Origin of the sequence: Williamsia muralis (assembly GCF_051487485.1) — a bacterium.
GTDB classification, from domain to species: domain Bacteria; phylum Actinomycetota; class Actinomycetes; order Mycobacteriales; family Mycobacteriaceae; genus Williamsia; species Williamsia muralis_B.
This window is the reverse complement of record NZ_JAHVCV010000003.1, coordinates 101,760-121,372: the sequence shown is the minus strand read 5'-3', so window position 1 is coordinate 121,372 and position 19,613 is coordinate 101,760. Positions and strand designations below refer to the sequence as shown.

The 19,613-nt window shown below is 65.1% G+C and carries 17 protein-coding genes; 2 read left to right on the top strand and 15 right to left on the bottom strand.

The genetic code is table 11. The features are described from left to right. Nucleotides 1-123: 123 nt before the first annotated feature. Nucleotides 124-1,038 (top strand): Sir2 family NAD-dependent protein deacetylase, encoded by a 915-nt coding sequence (locus KXR83_RS08920; protein ID WP_437424549.1) that lies wholly within the window; start codon nt 124-126, stop codon nt 1,036-1,038. Here KXR83_RS08920 and proB read toward each other — a convergent pair. The 11 genes from proB to mobA all read right to left on the bottom strand — a co-directional run bounded on the left by proB (nt 994) and on the right by mobA (nt 14,378). Next, nucleotides 994-2,097 (bottom strand): glutamate 5-kinase, encoded by a 1,104-nt coding sequence (gene proB, locus KXR83_RS08915; RefSeq protein ID WP_437424548.1) that lies wholly within the window; start codon nt 2,095-2,097, stop codon nt 994-996. The genes KXR83_RS08920 and proB overlap by 45 nt on opposite strands. After that, on the bottom strand, nt 2,090-3,559 hold the full coding sequence (gene obgE / locus KXR83_RS08910; protein ID WP_437424547.1) for a GTPase ObgE: 1,470 nt from the start codon (nt 3,557-3,559) through the stop codon (nt 2,090-2,092). The genes proB and obgE overlap by 8 nt, the downstream gene beginning before the upstream one ends. Nucleotides 3,560-3,654: 95 nt before the next feature. After that, nucleotides 3,655-3,918 carry a 50S ribosomal protein L27 gene (gene rpmA, locus KXR83_RS08905; protein WP_437424546.1) on the bottom strand — a complete coding sequence of 88 codons (264 nt, stop codon included), beginning with the start codon at nt 3,916-3,918 and terminating at the stop codon, nt 3,655-3,657. A 31-nt stretch (nt 3,919-3,949) separates the two neighbouring features. After that, on the bottom strand, nt 3,950-4,261 hold the full coding sequence (gene rplU, locus KXR83_RS08900; protein WP_023960383.1) for a 50S ribosomal protein L21: 312 nt from the start codon (nt 4,259-4,261) through the stop codon (nt 3,950-3,952). 173 nt (nt 4,262-4,434) lie between these two features. Next, nucleotides 4,435-7,881, bottom strand: a complete 3,447-nt coding sequence (locus tag KXR83_RS08895) for an Rne/Rng family ribonuclease (protein WP_437424545.1) — start codon at nt 7,879-7,881, stop codon at nt 4,435-4,437. A 342-nt stretch (nt 7,882-8,223) separates the two neighbouring features. Next, on the bottom strand, nt 8,224-8,637 hold the full coding sequence (gene ndk, locus KXR83_RS08890; protein ID WP_030163720.1) for a nucleoside-diphosphate kinase: 414 nt from the start codon (nt 8,635-8,637) through the stop codon (nt 8,224-8,226). Nucleotides 8,638-8,672: 35 nt separating this feature from the next. Beyond that, complete coding sequence (locus KXR83_RS08885) at nt 8,673-9,059, bottom strand: hypothetical protein (RefSeq protein ID WP_023960389.1); 387 nt, start codon at nt 9,057-9,059, stop codon at nt 8,673-8,675. Between the two features lie 139 nt (nt 9,060-9,198). After that, nucleotides 9,199-9,615 (bottom strand): DUF4233 domain-containing protein, encoded by a 417-nt coding sequence (locus KXR83_RS08880; protein WP_030163723.1) that lies wholly within the window; start codon nt 9,613-9,615, stop codon nt 9,199-9,201. Further along, entirely contained in the window at nt 9,612-11,024 is a 1,413-nt protein-coding gene (folC, locus tag KXR83_RS08875) for a bifunctional tetrahydrofolate synthase/dihydrofolate synthase (RefSeq protein WP_437424544.1), read from the bottom strand. The genes KXR83_RS08880 and folC overlap by 4 nt, the downstream gene beginning before the upstream one ends. Then, nucleotides 11,021-13,696 (bottom strand): valine--tRNA ligase, encoded by a 2,676-nt coding sequence (locus KXR83_RS08870; protein WP_437424543.1) that lies wholly within the window; start codon nt 13,694-13,696, stop codon nt 11,021-11,023. Before KXR83_RS08870 ends, folC begins: the two co-directional genes overlap by 4 nt. Nucleotides 13,697-13,748: 52 nt before the next feature. Next, on the bottom strand, nt 13,749-14,378 hold the full coding sequence (gene mobA / locus KXR83_RS08865; protein ID WP_437424931.1) for a molybdenum cofactor guanylyltransferase: 630 nt from the start codon (nt 14,376-14,378) through the stop codon (nt 13,749-13,751). Between the two features lie 67 nt (nt 14,379-14,445). On the opposite strand from mobA, the gene fdhD reads away from it, so the two are divergent. Further along, nucleotides 14,446-15,267: a formate dehydrogenase accessory sulfurtransferase FdhD gene (gene fdhD, locus KXR83_RS08860; RefSeq protein ID WP_437424542.1), complete on the top strand. Its 822-nt coding sequence runs from the start codon at nt 14,446-14,448 to the stop codon at nt 15,265-15,267. Nucleotides 15,268-15,276: 9 nt separating this feature from the next. Here fdhD and clpX read toward each other — a convergent pair whose 3' ends face one another. From clpX to tig, 4 genes are all read right to left on the bottom strand, one after another. Then, a complete protein-coding gene (gene clpX / locus KXR83_RS08855) occupies nt 15,277-16,554 on the bottom strand; it encodes an ATP-dependent Clp protease ATP-binding subunit ClpX (protein WP_437424541.1) in 1,278 nt (425 codons plus the stop codon). Between the two features lie 205 nt (nt 16,555-16,759). After that, nucleotides 16,760-17,389: an ATP-dependent Clp protease proteolytic subunit gene (locus KXR83_RS08850; RefSeq protein ID WP_030163730.1), complete on the bottom strand. Its 630-nt coding sequence runs from the start codon at nt 17,387-17,389 to the stop codon at nt 16,760-16,762. Between the two features lie 73 nt (nt 17,390-17,462). Then, nucleotides 17,463-18,068: an ATP-dependent Clp protease proteolytic subunit gene (locus KXR83_RS08845; RefSeq protein WP_062798500.1), complete on the bottom strand. Its 606-nt coding sequence runs from the start codon at nt 18,066-18,068 to the stop codon at nt 17,463-17,465. 161 nt (nt 18,069-18,229) lie between these two features. After that, nucleotides 18,230-19,594 (bottom strand): trigger factor, encoded by a 1,365-nt coding sequence (tig, locus tag KXR83_RS08840; protein ID WP_437424540.1) that lies wholly within the window; start codon nt 19,592-19,594, stop codon nt 18,230-18,232. Nucleotides 19,595-19,613: the final 19 nt, after the last annotated feature.

Here is a 19,613-nt window from a genome sequence, read left to right as displayed (position 1 = left end):
GCGCCAGATGCCCGGGCCCTCCGACCGTCACCCGACGCGAACCAGCAAGAAACTCGGCACCCCGACGGGGGTGCCGAGTTCTCGTCGCCGGGGCGCTGTCGCGGTCGGGGTATTCTGGACGAGGTGCGAACCCGCCCCATCCGCTGGACACCGGCCCAGCCCACCGCACCGGACCCCGATCTGCCCCATCGGATCGACGAGCTGGCACAGTTGCTCCAGGGACGTCGTGTGCTCGCGCTGACCGGGGCCGGCATGTCGACCGATTCAGGGATACCGGACTACCGCAGTCCCGGAACTCCCCCACGGACACCGATGACCATCGAGATGTTCTTGAGTTCGAGCGACTTCCGCCGGCACTACTGGGCACGTAATCACCTCGGCTGGCGCCACATGGACGCGGCAGTTCCCAACGCGGGCCACCGCGCCCTCGCCGCCTTGGAACGCCAGGGCAAGGTGAGCGGCGTGATCACTCAGAACGTCGACATGCTCCACCTCAAGGCCGGCAACCGCGCCGTGCTCGAACTCCACGGCAGCTACGGGCGTGTTCGTTGCCTCGACTGCGAACACCGGGTCTCCCGGCACCGGCTTGCCGAACTCCTGGAGCCGGCAAACGCCGAGTTCGTCAGCAGGATTCGCGGCCGCGGCGCCATCGAGGTGGCCCCCGACGCCGATGTGGTTGTCGAGGACACCACCGACTTCGCGATGCTCGACTGTCCGGACTGCGGTGGAATACTCAAACCAGACATCGTCTACTTCGGCGAAAGCGTCCCTAAAACGGTTGTGCAGCAGGGCTATTCCATGGTTGATGACGCCGATGCGGTACTCGTCCTGGGGTCATCCCTGACGGTGATGAGTGGGCTGAGATTCGTTCGGCACGCCAGACGTACCGGCAAACCGATCGCAATCGTCAACCGCGGACACACCCGCGGCGACGAGTGCGCGACCATGAAGATCGACGGTTCGTGCTCGGAGGTGCTGACCGGGTGGCTGGAGTCAGACCGCGACAAGATCGTCGGCGTGAACCACCGGCCGTCGTAGATCCGGGGGCAGATCGGCCTTCGACTTGCCCACCATCTGGGCCACCTCGCCGGCGTCGTACGCCACGACTCCCCTGGCCATCGTGTGGCCGGACTGATCCGTCAGATCGACCACATCGCCACCGTAGAACCGGCCCGACACCGCGGTGATACCTGCCGACAGCAGCGATCGGCGGGCGGTGGCAACCGCCTGCACCGCCCCATCGTCGAGCACCAGACGTCCACTGGCTTCTGCGGCGTGCCGCACCCAGAACTTGCGCGCCGAAAGTCGTTGGGGTCGAGGCGCAAACGCAGTGCCGACCGAGGCATCGGTCAACGCTGCGGCAGCGTCGGCCGCCGCTGCCAGCAGCACCGGCAACCCGGCATCCGCGGCGAGGCGGGCAGCCGACAACTTCGATGCCATGCCGCCGGTTCCCAGGGCGCCACCGGTGCCGGCGATCACACCGTCGAGGTCCTCGGGGCCGTCGACCTCAGAGATCATGGAGGCGTTGCCCTTACGGGGATCCCCGTCGTAGAGGCCGTCGACATCGGACAGAAGGATCAGCGCATCGGCGCCTGCCAGGTGGGCGACCAGAGCCGCGAGCCGATCGTTGTCGCCGAAGCGGATCTCGTTGGTTGCCACGGTGTCGTTCTCGTTGACGATCGCGACCGCGCCGAGAGACCGCAATCGATCGAGGGTGCGCTGCGCATTGGCGTGGTGTGCTCGCAGCGAGATGTCGTGGGCCGTCAGCAGAACTTGTCCGACGGTGCGACCGTATCGGGCGAACGACGTGTTCCACGCGTGCGCGAGGGCCAGCTGACCGACGCTGGCCGCAGCCTGCTTGGTGGCCAGATCCTTCGGCCGGCTCTTGAGACCCAACGGCGCGATACCCGCTCCGATTGCGCCGGACGACACCACGATGACGTCGGACCCGGCCTGCATCCGCGCTTCGATCGCGTCGGCAAGAGCATCGAGACGACCTGAGTCCAGGCCGGTCGCCAACTCGGTCAGAGCCGAGGAGCCGATCTTCACCACAACACTGCGGGCTCCCGAAATCTGTTGCCGGGTAACACTAGCCACGTTCGTCCGGATCCTCGGCATCCACATCGAGGCCGCGCCGCAGCCGTCGTGCGATCTTGCGCTCGGAGGCGCCGATACGCTCCGGCCGATCCAGACGGATATCGGTGCCGCGACCGCTCATGGGGAAATCCTCCGCGACAGGCGTCTGCGGTTCCCACTCGAAGGACACGTCACCGATGGTGACCGGGCAGCCGGGCTCGGCGCCTTGCTTGACCAGTTCCGCCTCGACACCGAGCCGGTTGAGTCGATCGGCGAGATATCCGACTGCTTCGTCGTTCTCGAACTGCGTCTGCTTGATCCAGCGCTCCGGCCGCGTACCGCGCACGATGAAACCACCGGGTTGATCGGGATCGGCGATTACCGAGAAACCGTTGTCGTCGGTGGCGATGGGGCGGATCACCGGGCGCCTGGCAACCGGTTTCGGATGGTCGATGCGGTACTGGCGCACCATGTCGGCCAGCGCGTAGGTGAGTTCCTTGAGGCCCTTGTGGGAGACGGCGGAGATCGCGTACACGGGCCAGCCACGTTCTTGCAGTTCAGGGGTGACCATCTCGGCCAGTTCGGCCGCATCGGGCACGTCGGTCTTGTTCAGGATGACCACGCGAGGGCGGTCGGCGAGATGTCCGAGACCGGTGTCTGCCTGCAGGGCGGGTTGATAGGCGGCCAACTCGGCCTCCAGCGCATCGATGTCCGACACCGGGTCCCGACCGGGCTCGAGAGTGGCGCAATCGACCACGTGCGCAAGCACTGCACAGCGTTCGAGGTGACGTAGGAACTCCAACCCCAGACCGCGGCCGGCAGACGCTCCCGGAATCAGCCCGGGTACGTCCGCGACGGTGAAGATGTCCGAACCGCTGTTCACAACACCGAGGTTCGGCTGGAGAGTGGTGAAAGGATAATCGGCGATCTTCGGCTTGGCCGCCGAGAGCACCGAGACGAGTGACGATTTGCCTGCCGACGGGAAACCCACGAGGCCGACATCGGCGACGGATTTGAGTTCGAGGACGAGTTCGCGGACCTCGCCTTCCTCCCCCAGCAGAGCGAAGCCCGGCGCCTTACGCGCCTTGGACGCCAGCGAGGCGTTGCCGAGACCACCGCGTCCACCGGACGCTGCAGCGAAAGTGGTTCCCGCACCGACCATGTCGGCCAGGAGCCGGCCGTCGCGGTCGAGCACCATGGTGCCGTCAGGGACAGGGAGCACCAGTGGTTCCCCGTTTGCGCCGTCACGGTTGGCACCCGCACCGGGCCGGCCGTTACCGGCCTTCGCGTGCGGATGGAAGTGGAAGTCGAGCAGGGTGTGAACCTGCGGGTCGACCACGAGGGTGACATCGCCACCGTTGCCACCGTTGCCGCCGTCGGGTCCGCCGAGGGGTTTGAACTTCTCGCGGTGCACCGATGAGCAGCCATGACCACCGTTGCCCGCCGTTGCGTGAATCGTCACGCGGTCAACAAATCTGGACATGGAACCACCTGTGAGAGAGTTTGGAATTTTCTAAGGGGCGGGCGGGATCTGGTGATCCTGCCCGCCCCTTAGGAGCTGGATTGCATTGCGCCGGATCAGGCCTGCGCAGGCTCCGGAACGATGTTCACGGTCTTGCGGCCACGCTTGCTGCCGAACAGCACAGCACCGGGAGCCAGAGCGAACAGCGTGTCGTCGCCGCCACGTCCGACATTCACGCCGGGGTGAAAGTGTGTGCCGCGCTGGCGGACCAGGATCTCACCGGCGCTCACCTGCTGGCCGCCGAAGCGCTTCACACCGAGTCGCTGAGCATTCGAGTCGCGCCCGTTGCGCGAGCTGGATGCACCCTTCTTATGTGCCATGACAGTTCTCCTGAAAAGTGTGGGGGCGTGCTTACTTGATGCCGGTGACCTTGAGGACCGTCAACTTCTGACGGTGACCCTGACGCTTGTGGTAGCCGGTCTTGTTCTTGAACTTGTGGATGCGGATCTTGGGACCCTTGACGTGCTCGACGACCTCACCGGTCACCGAGATCTTCGCCAACTTGTCGGCGTCCGTGGTCAGATCTGCACCGTCGACGACAAGCGTCACGGGAAGTGAGACGGTCGCGCCGAGTTCACTGTCGATCTTCTCGACCTTCACCAGATCGCCTTCAGCGACCTTGTACTGCTTACCGCCGGTCTTGACGATCGCGTACGTTGCCATCGGAGAGCTACCTCTTACTGTCTGTCGTGTGTTGTTCGGGCTCTTGCCCGTTGCCGATCCGGCCGGGCGCCGTCTTTCCGAGCACAGCGCAATCCGTCCGCCGAATGGCGACTGATCCAGGTTACGGGAGTGTGGCGGGCCGGGTCAAACTGACCCGGTACGACCAGCGATCCTCACTCCTCCACCGGCGGACCTGCAGGTCGCCCGGCTGCGCGCCGTCGCGGCGTGCGTCGTACCGCCACAGCCGGCTCGGTGGACGTGGAGGTGCCGACCGGGCCCGAGGTGGTCACCGGCGAGGCGATGACCTCGGCGATGACAGCGGGATCGGTTGCCGTGGTGGGAGCCGCCGGCTTGCGCCGCACTGCGCGTCGCCGTTTCGGCGGGGCACTCGGCGGCGTTTGTCCGGGTTCATCAGCGGTGCTCTGCTGCGTGTCGCCGGACGCCGGGGTTGCCGGGCTGTGCGCCGTGTCGTCCACAGGGGTCGTGGTCTCGGATGTTCCGGACTTCTCGGGCTTCTGGAATTTCTCGGACTTCTGGGATCTCTTGGAGGCAACCGACGCCGACCGGTCTGCGTCCGATGACGTGATGGCCGGAGCGGGATCACCGTGAACCTTCGCCGACCCTGCAGCCGTGTCCTCGACGGCCGCAGACGCGGACACCGTGGACGTGGTGTCCTCCGTGTCGGTCACGTTGCGGGCAGCATCGTTGCCGGGCTCCTCCGAACCCGTCTCCGTGACCTCGAAATCGGTCTCGGTTTCGGGTGTCTCGGAATCGGGGGTGTGGCTGGCCATCGCCCGGAACATCGGGTGCTCGGCGGGACTGTGGGCAGCCGGTTTGCTCTCGACAGCTGCAGGCTGATCCGCTTTGCCACTGCGACGGTTGCGCCGCGCCCGCTTGGTGTTGTCTCCGCGGCCCGCCTGATCATCGCCGGACGAGATCTCGACCGGGTTTGCGTGCACGACGATGCCGCGACCGTTACAGCAGGTGCAGGTGGTCGAGAATGCTTCGAGCAAACCGGTTCCGAGGCGCTTTCGCGTCATCTGCACCAAGCCGAGCGACGTCACCTCGGACACCTGATGGCGCGTGCGATCGCGGCCCAGTGCCTCGGTGAGCCTGCGCAAGACCAGGTCACGATTCGATTCGAGGACCATGTCGATGAAGTCGACGACAATCATGCCGCCGATGTCGCGCAACCTCATCTGCCGGACGATCTCTTCGGCAGCCTCGAGGTTGTTGCGGGTCACCGTCTCTTCGAGGTTTCCACCCGAGCCGGTGAACTTGCCGGTGTTCACGTCGACGACGGTCATCGCCTCGGTGTGCTCGATGATCAGCGTTCCGCCGGAGGGCAACCACACCTTGCGGTCCAATGCCTTTGCCAGCTGCTCGTCGATCCGGTGCACGTCGAACACGTCCGGCGCATCGGCGTGGGCCTTCTCGAAGCGCTCGGTGCGGTCGAGCAGGTCGGGTGCGACGCCACGGACGTAGTTCTCCACCTGGTTCCAGGCACCGTTGCCCTCGACGATGAGCTTCTTGAAGTCTTCGTTGAAGAGGTCACGGACCACCTTCACGAGAAGGTCCGGCTCTTCGTATAACGTCTGCGGCGCACCGGATTTCGAGCTACCGGCCGCCGAGGTGGCCGCGTTGATGGTTTCCCACTGCTGTTGCAGACGTTCGATGTCGGCCGTCAGCTCTTCGGCCGAGACACCTTCGGACGCCGTGCGGATGATCACACCGGCGTCGTCGGGAACGATCTTGCCGAGGATCTGCTTGAGGCGTTTGCGCTCGGTGTCGGGGAGCTTTCGGCTGATCCCGGTGGAACCGCCGCCCGGCACGTACACCAGGTACCGGCCGGCCAGGGAGATCTGCGTGGTGAGACGGGCACCCTTGTGCCCGACGGGGTCCTTGCTGACCTGGACCAAGACCTGGTCACCGGGACGCAGGGCCTGTTCGATCTTGCGTGATCCGCCATCGAGACCGGCTGCGTCCCAGTTCACCTCACCGGCGTAGAGGACGCCGTTGCGTCCCCGCCCGATGTCGACGAAGGCAGCTTCCATACCGGGCAGGACATTCTGCACCCGACCGAGGTAGATGTTGCCCACCATCGACGAGGAGTTGGACGTGGTCACGAAGTGCTCGACCAGGACGCCGTCTTCCAGCACCGCGACCTGTGTGTAGTCGCGAGTCTGCTGGTTCGAAGAATCGGCGTTGCCGTCGGAGTGCGTATCTCCATGAGTGACCGTTGCGGCCACACCTGAGCGTTCGCGCACAACCATCACCCGGTCGACCGCTTCGCGGCGGGCCAGGAATTCCGACTCACTCAGGATGGGCGGACGACGCCGTCCCGCGTCGCGGCCGTCCCGGCGGCGCTGGCGCTTGGCCTCGAGACGGGTGGACCCGGAGATGCCTTGCACCTCATCACGGCCGCGCGACTTGTTCCGTGGCTCGCGTTCGTGCACCACCGTGTTGGGCGGGTCGTCGGCAGGCAGCGGTTCGTCGCCCTCTCCGCCTTTGCGGCGACGCCTGCGACGACGTCTGCGATTTGCCGAGGTGCCGTCGCCCGAGTCGTCCTGATCATCGGAGTCCGAGGAGTCCGATTCGGCCGACTGGTCGGAGTCGTCGTCATCGCCACCGGCGGTTTCGTCGGCGGGGGCATCGGACGGCGAGCTGTCTGCACCCTGTTCGTTGTCGCCTTCGGAGTCGGGCCGGGCCTTCTTCGGCCTGCTCCGCTTTCGCCTGTTCCCCGATTTCGTCTCGGGCTTCGCGGCTTCGTCGTCGGTGTCGGAGGCGTCGTCGGAGTCTGCCGAGGAGCCGTCTTGGGTTTCCCGAGCCGACTCTCCGCCCGAATCGGTGGCGTCGGTGTCCGAATCGTCGTCGCCGAAGTCACCGCCCGCCTGGTCACCGCGTCCACGACCGCGACCACGACGACCGCGACGCCGTTTCCGCGAACCCGACTCGCTCTCGTCGTCCGAATCGTCGGTATCGGTGTCGGCGTCAGCGTCGACCGAGTCGTTGGTGTCCTTCGGGATGGGAGCTGATTGTTCTGCCGACAGGAACAACGGCGATCCTGCCCCGGCCCCGGCAGAGGTTGTCGGCGTGTGCCGAGGCTGCTCCTCTTCCACCGCGGAGAAAAGACTGGGGATCGACCTCTCGAGTGGCGCCGACTCCGGTGCCTTGTCAGCGGGCTCGGCCTCGGCCGGCGCATCTTCACTGGGTGTAGTTGCCGCCGCAGCGCCCTCGGCATCCTGGGGCGGGGAGACATTCTCTGGTGCCGGCTCGGCGACAGGCGCAGTCGACTCCGCCGACTGCTCGGCCTCGACCGGCACGTCGGCCGACTGCGGGTCGGCCGGCGGCGCGTCGGCACCGGCGGTGATGGCGTCGTCGCCCTCCACCGACTCGTCGGCGGGTGGCGGATTGATTCGGTCGCGTACCGCGATGGCGGTACTGCGCACGATGCTCGACTGTGGGCTGCGAGCCGCGATACCCAGCTCAGCCAGATGCGCGAGCACCTCGCGGCTACTGAGGCCAAGAATTCTGGCCAGCGCGTGCACTCGTAGTTTGTGCGGAAATTCTTGCGCCGAACCTGTGCTGTTCAGTTCGTCCGGCGACTGCGTGTCGGCCACGTATTCTCCTCAAGCCCCCGGGCGCGGATAAACGCGGCCACGCGAGGGCTGTGCTATTTACCCGGACTGCGCCGGGATTGTAGGTCTCGCTTCGCCCTATGTCGGCGGGATGACCCCGCGTTCACCGGCGATGCCTGGCGTGATGACTGACTGATGTCGAGCGCCACGATGTCCACACCACGCCATGTGAAAACCACATGAGTGGGGACCGAGCACCCGAGCTGATCATCTGGCAGTCGGCGCCCGCGAGGGCTCGACAACCTCTGTCAGTATCCCACACAACTGTGGCCCGGCGGTCCAGACCTCCGACATCGCCGGCGCACAGGCCGACAGCGAGTCCGATCAGCCGAGGTCAGGGAACCAGAGACCGATTTCGCGCTCGGCCGAATCGGGCGAGTCCGACCCGTGTACAAGATTGAACTGGGTGCTCAGCGCATAGTCGCCACGGATCGTCCCGGGTACGGCCTTCTCCACCGGATCGGTTCCGCCGGCGATCTGCCGGAAGGCAGCCACGGCGCGCGGGCCCTCGAGCACTGCCGCGACCAGGGGGCCTGACGTGATGAATTCGAGCAGCGAAGGATAGAAGGGCTTGCCCTCGTGCTCCGCGTAGTGTCCCGCAGCGACGTCGTCGCTGACGGTCTTGAGTTCCAGAGCCACCAGGGTCAAGCCCTTGCGCTCGATGCGGCCGATGATGTCGCCGACCAGGCCGCGCTTCACACCGTCGGGCTTGATGAGTACCAGAGTCCGTTCAGTCACCCGGTCAGCCTAGCCCGCCGGTCGACGGCACTGCCCTACGGCTGGCAGTACGCGCCGTCGACTCCGAAGAACCCGTAGCTGAACACGCCACCCGTGGTGGGCGCCGGATCGATGACCACCTGGATGCAGCCGCCCGGCGACGCAAGCGCCTCTTGTACCGCGACGTCGAAACGTGCGGCCAGTGCCAGGTTCGCCGGCTTGTACTCGGCGGGCACCGGGAGCGACGCCACGAACTCCGGCAGGTCCATGTCTGCGGCCCGCTGAGTCAGAGCATGCGTCGCGGTGTAACTGAACTGACTGCCACCCACCGGCATAGGTGGGCCCGCGACGGCCGATGCCGAGCCCGCACCGAGTGCAGTCCCCGCGACGATGCAGGCGGCGCCGGCTGCGAGTACGGCAGGAACGGATGCGAGACGAGACATAAAAGATGGGCCTTTCGACGGTTACGTGTGTGTGCGATCTTGTCAGCGTCGATGGCTCCACGGAACCCGAAATGCGAGTTTTCAGGTCACGTTCCGGCAACAACAAAAATCGTTACCGGACAACACGATTTGACCTGCCTCAGTCGGTGATCGGCTCTTGCCCGTTCAGCAAGCCGCGTTCCATTCGAAGACGAACGTCCCGCTTGATGTAGGCGATGTACAACCACACCAGCAGGAACACCACGCCGACGGCTCCGATGGACCAGTGGACGATCCACCCGGCCACGGTGATCACTTGCAGCGCAAGGTCATACGGAAGCGCCCAGCTCCTGCCCTGCAGCCCGGAACCCAGGATGAGAGCGAGCGTCAGCACACCGAGATACACAGCCGACCACGCCGTCAGTCCGCCGCCGACCCGGACGACGATCGGAAAGGCCAGCATCACCACTATTGCTTCCAGGATCAGCGTTCCGGCCATCACACCCCGTAGACCACGCCACGGATCAACCGTCGGCGGCGTGAATCGCGCTGGCGGGTCAGGGTTTTGAGGGCTCATGCCGGATCCTTGCCGAAGAGGGTGCGAGCGGCGCCCGCAGTCACCACCGAGCCGGTGATCACCACGCCGGTTCCCGACATGCCCTCGGCCTCGTCGAGGTTCTCCTCGGCCAGTTCGATGGCGGCCTCGACCGCATCGGGCAGGAAGCCGCGAACCTGAACCCGATCCTCGCCGAAGATCGTGATGGCCACGTCGGCCAGTTGTTCCGGATCCATCGCCCGCGGGGATCCGTTGTGGGTGAGCACGATGGCGTCGAAGACCGGCTCGAATGCGGTGAGCAATCCTGCGACGTCCTTGTCCGCCATCACACTGATGACGCCGATCAGCCGCCGGAAATCGAACTCCTCGTCCAACGCGGCCGCCAACGCAGCGGCACCGTGCGGGTTGTGCGCCGCGTCAAGGAAGACAGTCGGCGCCGAACGCACCCGCTCCAACCGTCCGGGACTGGTGACCGCAGCGAAGCCGGCGCGCACCGCCTCGATGTCGAGTTGCCGGTCGGCACCGGCGCCGAAGAAGGCCTCGACCGCCGCGAGTGCGAGCGCCGCGTTGGACGCCTGATGGGCGCCATGCAGAGGCAGGAACAGTTCGGTGTATTCGCCGCCCAGGCCCTGCAGCGTGAGCATCTGTCCGCCCACCGCGGTCCGGCGTTCGAGCACTGCGAACTCCGAGCCCTCACGGGCCACGAAGTTGTCGGCCTCGACCGCGGCGCGCAGGAGCACGTCGGCCACCTCCGGCTGCTGGACGGCGAGCACCGTCACCGGGTCGGTCGGCACCAGGGCATCCGGGGCCTTCTTGATGATCCCGGCCTTTTCCCCCGCGATGGCCGTGAGGGTGTCACCCAGATAGTCGCTGTGGTCCATCGCGATCGGGGTGATCACGGCCACCGAAGCGTTGATCACGTTGGTGGCATCCCACCGGCCACCCATGCCTGTCTCGACCACCGCCACATCCACCGGCGCCTCGGCGAAGGCCGTGTAGGCCATCGCAGTGAGGACCTCGAACTTGCTCATCCGTGGCCCGTCGGCCGCGAGTGACCGATCGTCGATCATGTCGATGTAGGGCTCGAGTTCTCGGTAGGTGTCGACGTAGACACGCGGTGAGATCGGCTCCCCATCGATGGAGATGCGTTCGGTGGCCAACTGCAGGTGCGGGCTGGTGATCCGGCCGGTACGCCGATGCAGAGCGGTGAGCAGCGCGTCGATCATCCTGGTGACCGAGGTCTTGCCGTTCGTGCCGGCCACGTGGATCGCCGGATAGCCGTGTTGCGGCGACCCCAGCAGATCCATCAGAGCGGAGATCCTGGCCAAGCTCGGTTCGATCTTCGTCTCGGGCCAGCGGGTGTCGAGCTGCGCCTCCACCTCACCGAGTTCGGCGAGGTCCTCCGCGGTCGGTACCTGGGGGCCCGTCACGACCGCGAATCCAGTTCGGCCAGTTTGGCCTTGATGCGGACGATCTCTTCTTCGGCCACCTGCGCCCGGGTCTGGATCTTCGCCTTCACATTGTCGGGCGCCTTGGCCATGAACTGCTCGTTGGCCAGCTTTGCGGTCGTGGTGGCCAGCTCTTTCTCCGCTGCGGCCAACTCCTTCTCCAGACGACGCTTCTCCGCAGCCACATCGATCGTGCCGGAGGTGTCGATCTGCACCGTGACCGTCGTCGCCCGCAGGCGCACCTCGATGGTCGCCGTCGCCGCGAAGCCCGGCTCGGCTCTGGTCAGTCGTGCCAGTGAGTCGATGTAGTCGCGCTGTGCGACGAGGTCAGCGGCCTCGAGTCCGATCAGTTCGGCGGAGACTCGCTGCGACGGCTTGAGTCCCTGATCGCTACGGAACCGGCGGATCTCGGTGATCAATCGCTGGGTGTCCTCGATGCGGTGATGTGCGTCGCGATCGACCGGCTCACCAGATGTGGTGGGCCAGTCGGCAATGACCACGGATTCGCCGCCGGTCAAGGTCTGCCACAGAACCTCGGTGACGAACGGCATCACCGGATGCAGCATTCGCAGCAGCGAATCGAGCACGGTTCCGAGGACGATCTTTGTTGTGGCCGAGACGGTTTCGTCTTCGCGAGCGAATTGCACCTTGGCCAGCTCGAGGTACCAGTCGCACACCTCGTCCCAGGCGAAGTGGTACAGCGCCTCGCAGGCCTTGGAGAACTCGTAGGCCTCGAAACCCGCGTCCGCCTCGGCATGAACCTCGTCGAGCCGCCCGAGAATCCATCGATCTGCGTCGGTCAGATCTGCGCGCGGCGGCAGCTCCCCGACCTTCGCCCCGTTCATCAACGCGAACTTGGTGGCGTTGAACAACTTGGTGGCGAAATTGCGCGAGGACTGCGCGAGATCGTCGCCGACGGACAGGTCGCCGCCGGGGTTCGCGCCTCGCGCGAGTGTGAACCGCAGCGCATCGGCGCCGTACTGGTTCACCCAGTCCAGCGGGTCGATCCCGTTGCCCTTCGACTTCGACATCTTGCTGCCGTGCTCATCGCGAACGAGGCCGTGCAAGAAGACGTTCCGGAACGGGACCGGAGCGTCCGCACCGATCTGCTCGCTGATGGCCCCGGCGACGTACGTACCGAACATCATCATCCGGGCGACCCAGAAGAACAGGATGTCGTACCCGGTGACCAGGACGGACGTGGGATAGAACTTGGCCAGCTCGGCGCTCTCCTCAGGCCACCCCATCGTGGAGAAGGGCCACAATCCGGACGAGAACCAGGTGTCGAGGACGTCGTTGTCCTGCACGTACCCTTCGGGCGCCGACTCCCCCGGGCCCACGCACACCATGTCGCCGTCCGGGCCGTACCAGACCGGGATCCGATGCCCCCACCACAGCTGGCGCGAGATGCACCAGTCGTGCATGTCATCAACCCATGCGAACCAGCGCGGTTCGAGCGAGGCAGGGTGGATCACGGTGTCGCCGTTGCGTACCGCGTCGCCGGCTGCCTTGGCCAACGACTCCACCCGCACCCACCACTGCATGCTCAGACGTGGCTCGATCGGTTCGCCGCTTCGTTCGGAGTGACCGACGCTGTGCAGATACGGGCGCACCTCCTTGACGATGCGGCCCTGTTCGGCCAGCACCTCACGGACCTTGACCCGTGCCTCGGCGCGATCGAGGCCATCGAATTGCGTTCCGGTACCCGCGACTCGACCCGACTCGTCCATCATCGTCGGCATCGGCAGGTTGTGTCGGGCCCCGAGTGCAAAGTCGTTCGGGTCATGCGCGGGCGTGATCTTGACTGCGCCACTTCCGAATTCGGGATCGACATAATCGTCCGCGACAACCGGGATGCGGCGATCGACAAATGGGTGGTCCAGTTCGGTGCCGACCAGATGTTTGTAACGCTCGTCGTCCGGATGCACCGCGATCGCGGTGTCACCGAGCATGGTCTCCATTCGCGTGGTCGCAACGACGATGTGGGGTTCGTTGTCGTCGAGGGAGCCGTACCTGAAGCTGACGAGCTCGCCTTCGACGTCGGAGTACTTCACCTCGATGTCGCTGATCGCGGTCTGCAACACGGGCGACCAGTTCACAAGTCGCTCGGCGCGGTAGATCAATCCCTCGTCGAACATCTTCTTGAACACGGTCTGCACGGCCCGGGACAGTCCGTCGTCCATGGTGAAGCGTTCACGGCTCCAGTCGACGCCGTCGCCGAGGCTGCGCATCTGGGCACCGATCGCGCCGCCGGATTCGGCCTTCCACTTCCACACCCGGTCGATGAACTCGTCGCGCCCGATGTCGTTCTTGTCGATGCCCTGCCCCGTCAGCTGACGCTCGACCAGGGTCTGCGTCGCGATACCGGCATGGTCCATGCCCGGAAGCCAGAGCACCTCGTACCCCTGCATCCGCCGACGGCGGCACATGGCGTCCATCAGGACGTGGTCGAGGGCGTGCCCCATGTGCAGCGAACCCGTCACGTTCGGTGGCGGCAAGACGATGGAGAACGGCGGCTTGTCGCTGGACGGGTCCGCGGTGAAGTATCCGGCCTCTACCCAGTTCCGGTACAGCCGTCCCTCGTGTACGCCCGGGTCCCAGGTCTTGGGCAGGGCTTCGGGAGTGCTGTCGGAGTGCTGGGACGATTCGGTCACCGGCCAATTCTAGGCAGTCGGTGGTGAAGAGACGAAAGTGCAGGTCTCCTGCTCAGGGAACACGCAATCGGTGCAGGTCTTCGGGGGCGTTGACGTTGGTCAGCCAAGTCGGATCGCTCAGCGTCACCCGATTGGTTCGCAGAGCGTCCACTGCAGCCAGCATCCGGCGTTCGCCTCCCTGCACCAACTCGTCCAGCGTGGCCGCCGCACGGGTGCGGTACACCCCGGCCAGAGGATGAGCCCGTTGCGAGTCGACGGCGATGGCGGCATCGTCGGCGTCGGTGAGCCCACGCAGCAGTTCATCGACCATTTCAGCGGTGACAAGGGGCATGTCGGTGGCGCAGACGAAGACGATGTCGCGGCCACGTTCGGCGGCTGCGGCCAATCCGGTGGCGAGACCACCGAGCGGGCCGGCACCTTCGGCCTCACCGGTCACCCATGTGACGTCCGCGGAGCCGCTGTCAGCGGTGCCGTCGACACCATCATTGCCGGCCCGCAGGCCCTGATAGGCGGGCGATCCCTCCGGGGCGAGCACCAGCACCGGGTCGCATCGCTCCCCCACGATCCGGGTGATCCGGCCGAGCATCGATTCGCCGTTCCATTCCAGTGCTGCTTTGTCGCTGCCCATCCGCTTGGATGCGCCACCGGCCAGGACAACTGCGGCTACTCGCTCATGCTCCATGGAGACAGTTAACGCGAGCACGGGGGCGCGTGGGCGAAAACGGGAGCACAGGGTGATGATGGTCGTCATGGGACGAGTGACCAGTCGTACGCGGGTCCGCCGGATCCGACCGGGCAACACCGATTCGCGGGCCGACTCCCTCGCGGTCGAGGAACCCCTCGAGATTCGTGTTGGCGGAGAAGCGCTCTCGGTCACGATGCGTACACCTGGGTCCGACATCGATCTCACACACGGGTTCCTGATGACCGAGGGACTCATCGACGGTGCGGACGACATCAGCGCCATCCGATATTGCGACGGCGTGGACGATCAAGGCCGCAACACCTACAACGTCCTCGACGTCAGCCTGCGCGGCGACCGGCCGCTTCCCGCCGGCGCGACGCGAAATTTCTACACCACCTCATCGTGCGGTGTGTGCGGAAAGGCATCCCTCGACGCCGTTCGACTGGCATCCAACTACCGGTTGGAGCACGACCCCTCGACCGTGGACGTCGACACGCTCTTCACCATGCCAGAGCAGTTGAGGTCGCTACAGAAGACGTTCGACGCGACCGGCGGAGTACACGGAGCTGCCCTCTTCACCACCGACGGCGAACTCCTCGCGGTTCGCGAAGACGTAGGTCGACACAACGCCGTCGACAAGGTGATCGGATGGGCTGTGACACAACGATTGCTGCCACTACGCGCAACAGTGTTGATGGTGTCCGGCCGCGCGTCTTTCGAGCTCGCGCAGAAAGCCGTCATGGCCGGGATACCGATACTCGCGGCAGTGTCCGCGCCGTCGTCACTGGCGGTGGATCTGGGCAACGACAACGACCTGACGATCGTCGGATTTCTCCGCGGAGAATCGATGAACGTGTACTCGGCCGGTCACCGCGTTCTCGAATAGCCCAGCGGCTCAAGCGCTCTTGTCGCGCCGTTCGTCGCGCCGCGGCTTGCGGGGAACGATGGTGGGAAGAACGTTGTCGCGAACCGTCTCCTCGGTGACAACCACCTTGGCGACGTCGTCGCGACTGGGGATGTCGTACATCACCGGTTGCAGAACTTCTTCCATGATCGCGCGCAGACCACGGGCACCGGTACCCCGGTGGATGGCCTGCTCCGCGATGGCCTCGAGCGCCTCGTCGGTGAACTCGAGTTCCACACCGTCCATGTCGAACAGTCGTGCATATTGCTTGACCAGCGCATTTTTCGGCACCGACAGGATGTTGATCAAAGAGTCTTTGTCGAGTTTTGTCACCGATGCGATCACGGGTAGGCGGCCGATGAACTCGGGGATCAGACCGAACTTGATCAAGTCCTCGGGCATGACCTCGGCGAAGTGGTCAGCACTGTCGTCGTCGTTCTTGGCGACCTCCGTGCCGAATCCGATGCCGCGCTTGCCGATTCGATCCGACACGATCTTGTCGAGTCCGGCGAATGCGCCGGCCACGATGAAGAGCACGTTTGTGGTGTCGATCTGGATGAACTCTTGGTGGGGGTGCTTGCGACCGCCCTGCGGGGGTACCGAGGCCTGCGTGCCCTCGAGGATCTTGAGCAGTGCCTGCTGCACGCCTTCACCCGAGACGTCCCGGGTGATCGACGGGTTCTCGCTCTTGCGGGCGATCTTGTCGACCTCGTCGATGTAGATGATGCCGGTCTCGGCCCGCTTGACGTCGTAGTCGGCCGCCTGGATGAGCTTGAGCAGGATGTTCTCGACATCCTCGCCCACGTAGCCGGCTTCGGTGAGCGCCGTGGCGTCGGCGATGGCGAACGGAACGTTCAGCATCTTCGCCAGGGTCTGAGCGAGATAGGTCTTTCCACAGCCCGTCGGACCGAGCATCAGGATGTTCGACTTCGCGAGTTCTACGGGCTCCATGCCGCGCGAGTCCTTACGGTCGCCGGCCTGGATGCGCTTGTAGTGGTTGTAGACCGCGACCGCCAGGGTGCGCTTGGCGGTGTCCTGACCGATGACGTAGTTCTCCAGGAAATCCCGGATCTCCATGGGCTTGGGGAGTTCATCGAGTTTGACATCGCTGGTCTCGGCCAGCTCTTCCTCGATGATCTCGTTGCACAGGTCGATGCACTCATCGCAGATGTACACGCCGGGGCCAGCGATCAGCTTCTTGACCTGCTTTTGGCTCTTTCCGCAGAAAGAACATTTCAGCAGATCGCCACCATCTCCGATACGTGCCATCTGTCGCTGTACCTACTTCCCTTACCCTGATGCTCCAAAGACGTGAAGTCCGGTGGTCCGCCCCAGCCCATGCGGAGCACAGTAACCACGACCGTACCCGTACGTCGGCGGAACTTCGACCGATAAAGCCAAATGTCGCGGGCCTTTTTGCCTGCCCACGACCGCTCTTGCCCGCCGCCGAGGACGGCGGGCCGAGCGCGCGGCGCTACTTCTTTCCTGACTTCTTCCGGTACTCGAAAACCTCGTCGATGATCCCGTACTCTTTGGCCGCTTGCGCGGTCAGGATGTTGTCGCGATCGGTGTCCTTGCGGATCTTGTCCGCCGGCTGCCCGGTGTGTCCGGCGAGGATGTCGTCGAGTCGCTTGCGGATCCGCTCGATCTCGGCCGCCTGGATCTCGAGGTCGGACACCTGGCCCTGGTATGCACCGCCGGTGCGGGGCTGGTGGATCAGAACGGTGGCGTTGGGCAGCGCCGCACGCTTACCCGGCGTTCCGGCGGCAAGGACGATGGCCGCAGCCGAGGCCGCCTCGCCGAGGCAGACGGTCGCGATGTCGCAGTGGACGTACTGCATGGTGTCGTAGATGGCCAGCATCGCCGGCACGCTGCCGCCGGGTGAGTTGACGTACATGATGATGTCGCGGTCCGGATCCTGCGACTCGAGCACCAGCAGCTGGGCCATGATGTCGTTGGCAACCGTCTCGTCGATCGGCGTGCCCAAGAACACGATTCGCTCTTCGAACAGCTTTGCGTAGGGGTTGTACTCGCGAGCGCCGTTCGGCGTGTGCTCGATGAACGAGGGCAGGATGTACCGCGACTGGGGTGAAAGATTGTTCATGGTTCCAAGTTCTTTCCGATGAGTGTGCGAGGGGCCGGAGCCGTAGCGAAGCGGAGCTCGGCCATGGACACGATCAGGCGCGCGTGATCACGTGATCGACGAGCCCGTATTCCTTGGCCTGCTCGGCGGTGAACCACTTGTCGCGATCGGCGTCCGCCTCGATCTGTTCCAGGGTCTGCCCGGAGAACTCGGCGTTGAGCTTGTTCATCTCTTTTTTCGTCAACGCGAACTGCTCGGCCTGGATGGCGATATCGGCTGCTGTTCCGCCGATACCGGCCGACGGCTGGTGCATCATGATGCGCGCGTGCGGCAGGGCGTGGCGCTTGCCCTTGGTGCCCGCGGCGAGCAGGAACTGCCCCATCGACGCCGCCATGCCCATCGCGTAGGTGGAGATGTCGCACGGTGCCAACTGCATCGTGTCGAAGATCGCCATGCCCGCGGTGACCGAACCGCCGGGCGAGTTGATGTAGAGGTTGATGTCCTTGGTCGGATCTTCTGCCGACAGCAGCAAGATCTGCGCGCACAAGCGGTTGGCGATCTCGTCATCGACCTGCGTACCCAGGAAGATGATCCGCTCGCGCAGCAGACGCTCGAAGACCGAGTCTGACAAGTTCAGACCGATACCCGAACTCGCGGTTGCTCCGGAGAGCGCGGGCGTGTGGATCTTCGGCTCAGTCACGGTACCTACCTTCGACGTCCCGGAAAGACTTCCGGGGTTTTCGTTCAACGGACTCACAGTCATTTGATTGCTGTCTTCGACCCTAACGAATAGGGACGACGCCGATGGCCCGGCGTCGCCCCTATTCGCTGACAGCAGAAATTGTGCTGGCGTTTTACCAGCTACGACTCATCGGATGCCGACGCGTCGGCGTCCTCGTCGGACGTCGGCTTACCGAAGAACTCTTCGGTGTCGACGGTCTCGCCCTCGGTGTCCTTGACGGTCACCAGGTGCACGATCGACGACAGCGCCTTGCTCCGGCGGACCTCGGCGTACACCGCGCCCACCTGATTGGCCTGCTGCAGCTGCTGCGCAAACTCCGCCGGCTGCATGCCGTAACGCTGAGCCTGGAACATGATCTGCTGCATCAGCTCGTCCTGGCCGACCTCGGTGTCCTGCTGGTCGGCGATGGCGTCGAGCAACAGCTGGGTCTTGACCGACTTCTCGGCCGCCTCACGTGTCTCGGCCTCGAACTTCTCGCGGGTGGTGCCCTGCGCCTCGAGCAACTGCTCGAACGCCGCCTCGTCGTGTCCGAGGCTGTGCACCACCTGGTGGACCTGTCCGTCGACCTCGGCCGTGACGACTGCCTCGGGAAGCGGGATCTCGACCGACTCTGTCAGTTTGGCGACGAGCGCCTCACTGATCGCGTTGGCCTGCTCCATCTTCTTCGACCGTGCGACACGCTCGCGCAGATCCGCCTTCAGCTCGTCCACGGTGTCGAACTCGCTCGCCAACTGGGCGAACTCGTCGTCGACCTCGGGCAGCTCGCGTTCCTTGACGGTGAGGACCTTGACGGTGACCTCGGCCTGATCGCCGCTGTGCTCACCGGCGACCAGAGTGCTGGTGAAGGTCTTCTCTTCGCCGGCCTTCAGGCCGATGAGGGCCTCGTCGAGTCCGTCGATGAGCTCACCGGAGCCCACCTCGTGCGACAGACCGCTCGTGGCTGCCTCTTCGACCTCTTTGCCGTCGATGGTGGCGGAGAGGTCGATCGACACGAAGTCGCCGTCGGCGACGGGCCGCTCCACACCGGTGAGGGTGCCGAAACGTGCGCGCAGGGACTGCAATTGCTCATCGACAGCCTCGTCGTCGACCTTGACCGGTTCGACCTCGACCTCGAGGGTCGAGTAATCCGGCAGATCGATGTCCGGGCGCACGTCGACCTCGGCGGTGAACGTGATGCTCTCGCCGTACGCGAGTTCGGAGAGGTCGATCTCGGGCTGACCGATCGCCTTGATCTCCGTCTCGGCGACGGCCTCGCTGTACTTGCCCGGGATCGCCTCGTTCACGACCTGGGCGAGCACTGCGTCGCGGCCGACTCGGGCCTCGATCAGTTTGGCCGGGGCCTTGCCGGGCCGGAATCCGGGGATCCGGATGTCGCGGGCCAGCGTCTTGTAGGTGCGGGCGAAATCCGGTTCGAGTTCCGCGAACGGGACCTCGACGTTGAGTTTGACCCGCGTCGGGCTGATCTGCTCGACGGTGCTCTTCACTTGACTCCCTTGTCTTGCC

Coding starts and splice junctions, on each gene's coding strand:
- mobA (WP_437424931.1), bottom strand. CDS start 14,378: ATGGAGCATGAGCGAGTAGCCGCAGTTGTCCTGGCCGGTGGCGCATCC.
- obgE (WP_437424547.1), bottom strand. CDS start 3,559: ATGTCCAGATTTGTTGACCGCGTGACGATTCACGCAACGGCGGGCAAC.
- rplU (WP_023960383.1), bottom strand. CDS start 4,261: ATGGCAACGTACGCGATCGTCAAGACCGGCGGTAAGCAGTACAAGGTC.
- clpX (WP_437424541.1), bottom strand. CDS start 16,554: ATGGCACGTATCGGAGATGGTGGCGATCTGCTGAAATGTTCTTTCTGC.
- rpmA (WP_437424546.1), bottom strand. CDS start 3,918: ATGGCACATAAGAAGGGTGCATCCAGCTCGCGCAACGGGCGCGACTCG.
- KXR83_RS08850 (WP_030163730.1), bottom strand. CDS start 17,389: ATGAACAATCTTTCACCCCAGTCGCGGTACATCCTGCCCTCGTTCATC.
- KXR83_RS08885 (WP_023960389.1), bottom strand. CDS start 9,059: ATGTCTCGTCTCGCATCCGTTCCTGCCGTACTCGCAGCCGGCGCCGCC.
- KXR83_RS08880 (WP_030163723.1), bottom strand. CDS start 9,615: ATGAGCCCTCAAAACCCTGACCCGCCAGCGCGATTCACGCCGCCGACG.
- fdhD (WP_437424542.1), top strand. CDS start 14,446: ATGGGACGAGTGACCAGTCGTACGCGGGTCCGCCGGATCCGACCGGGC.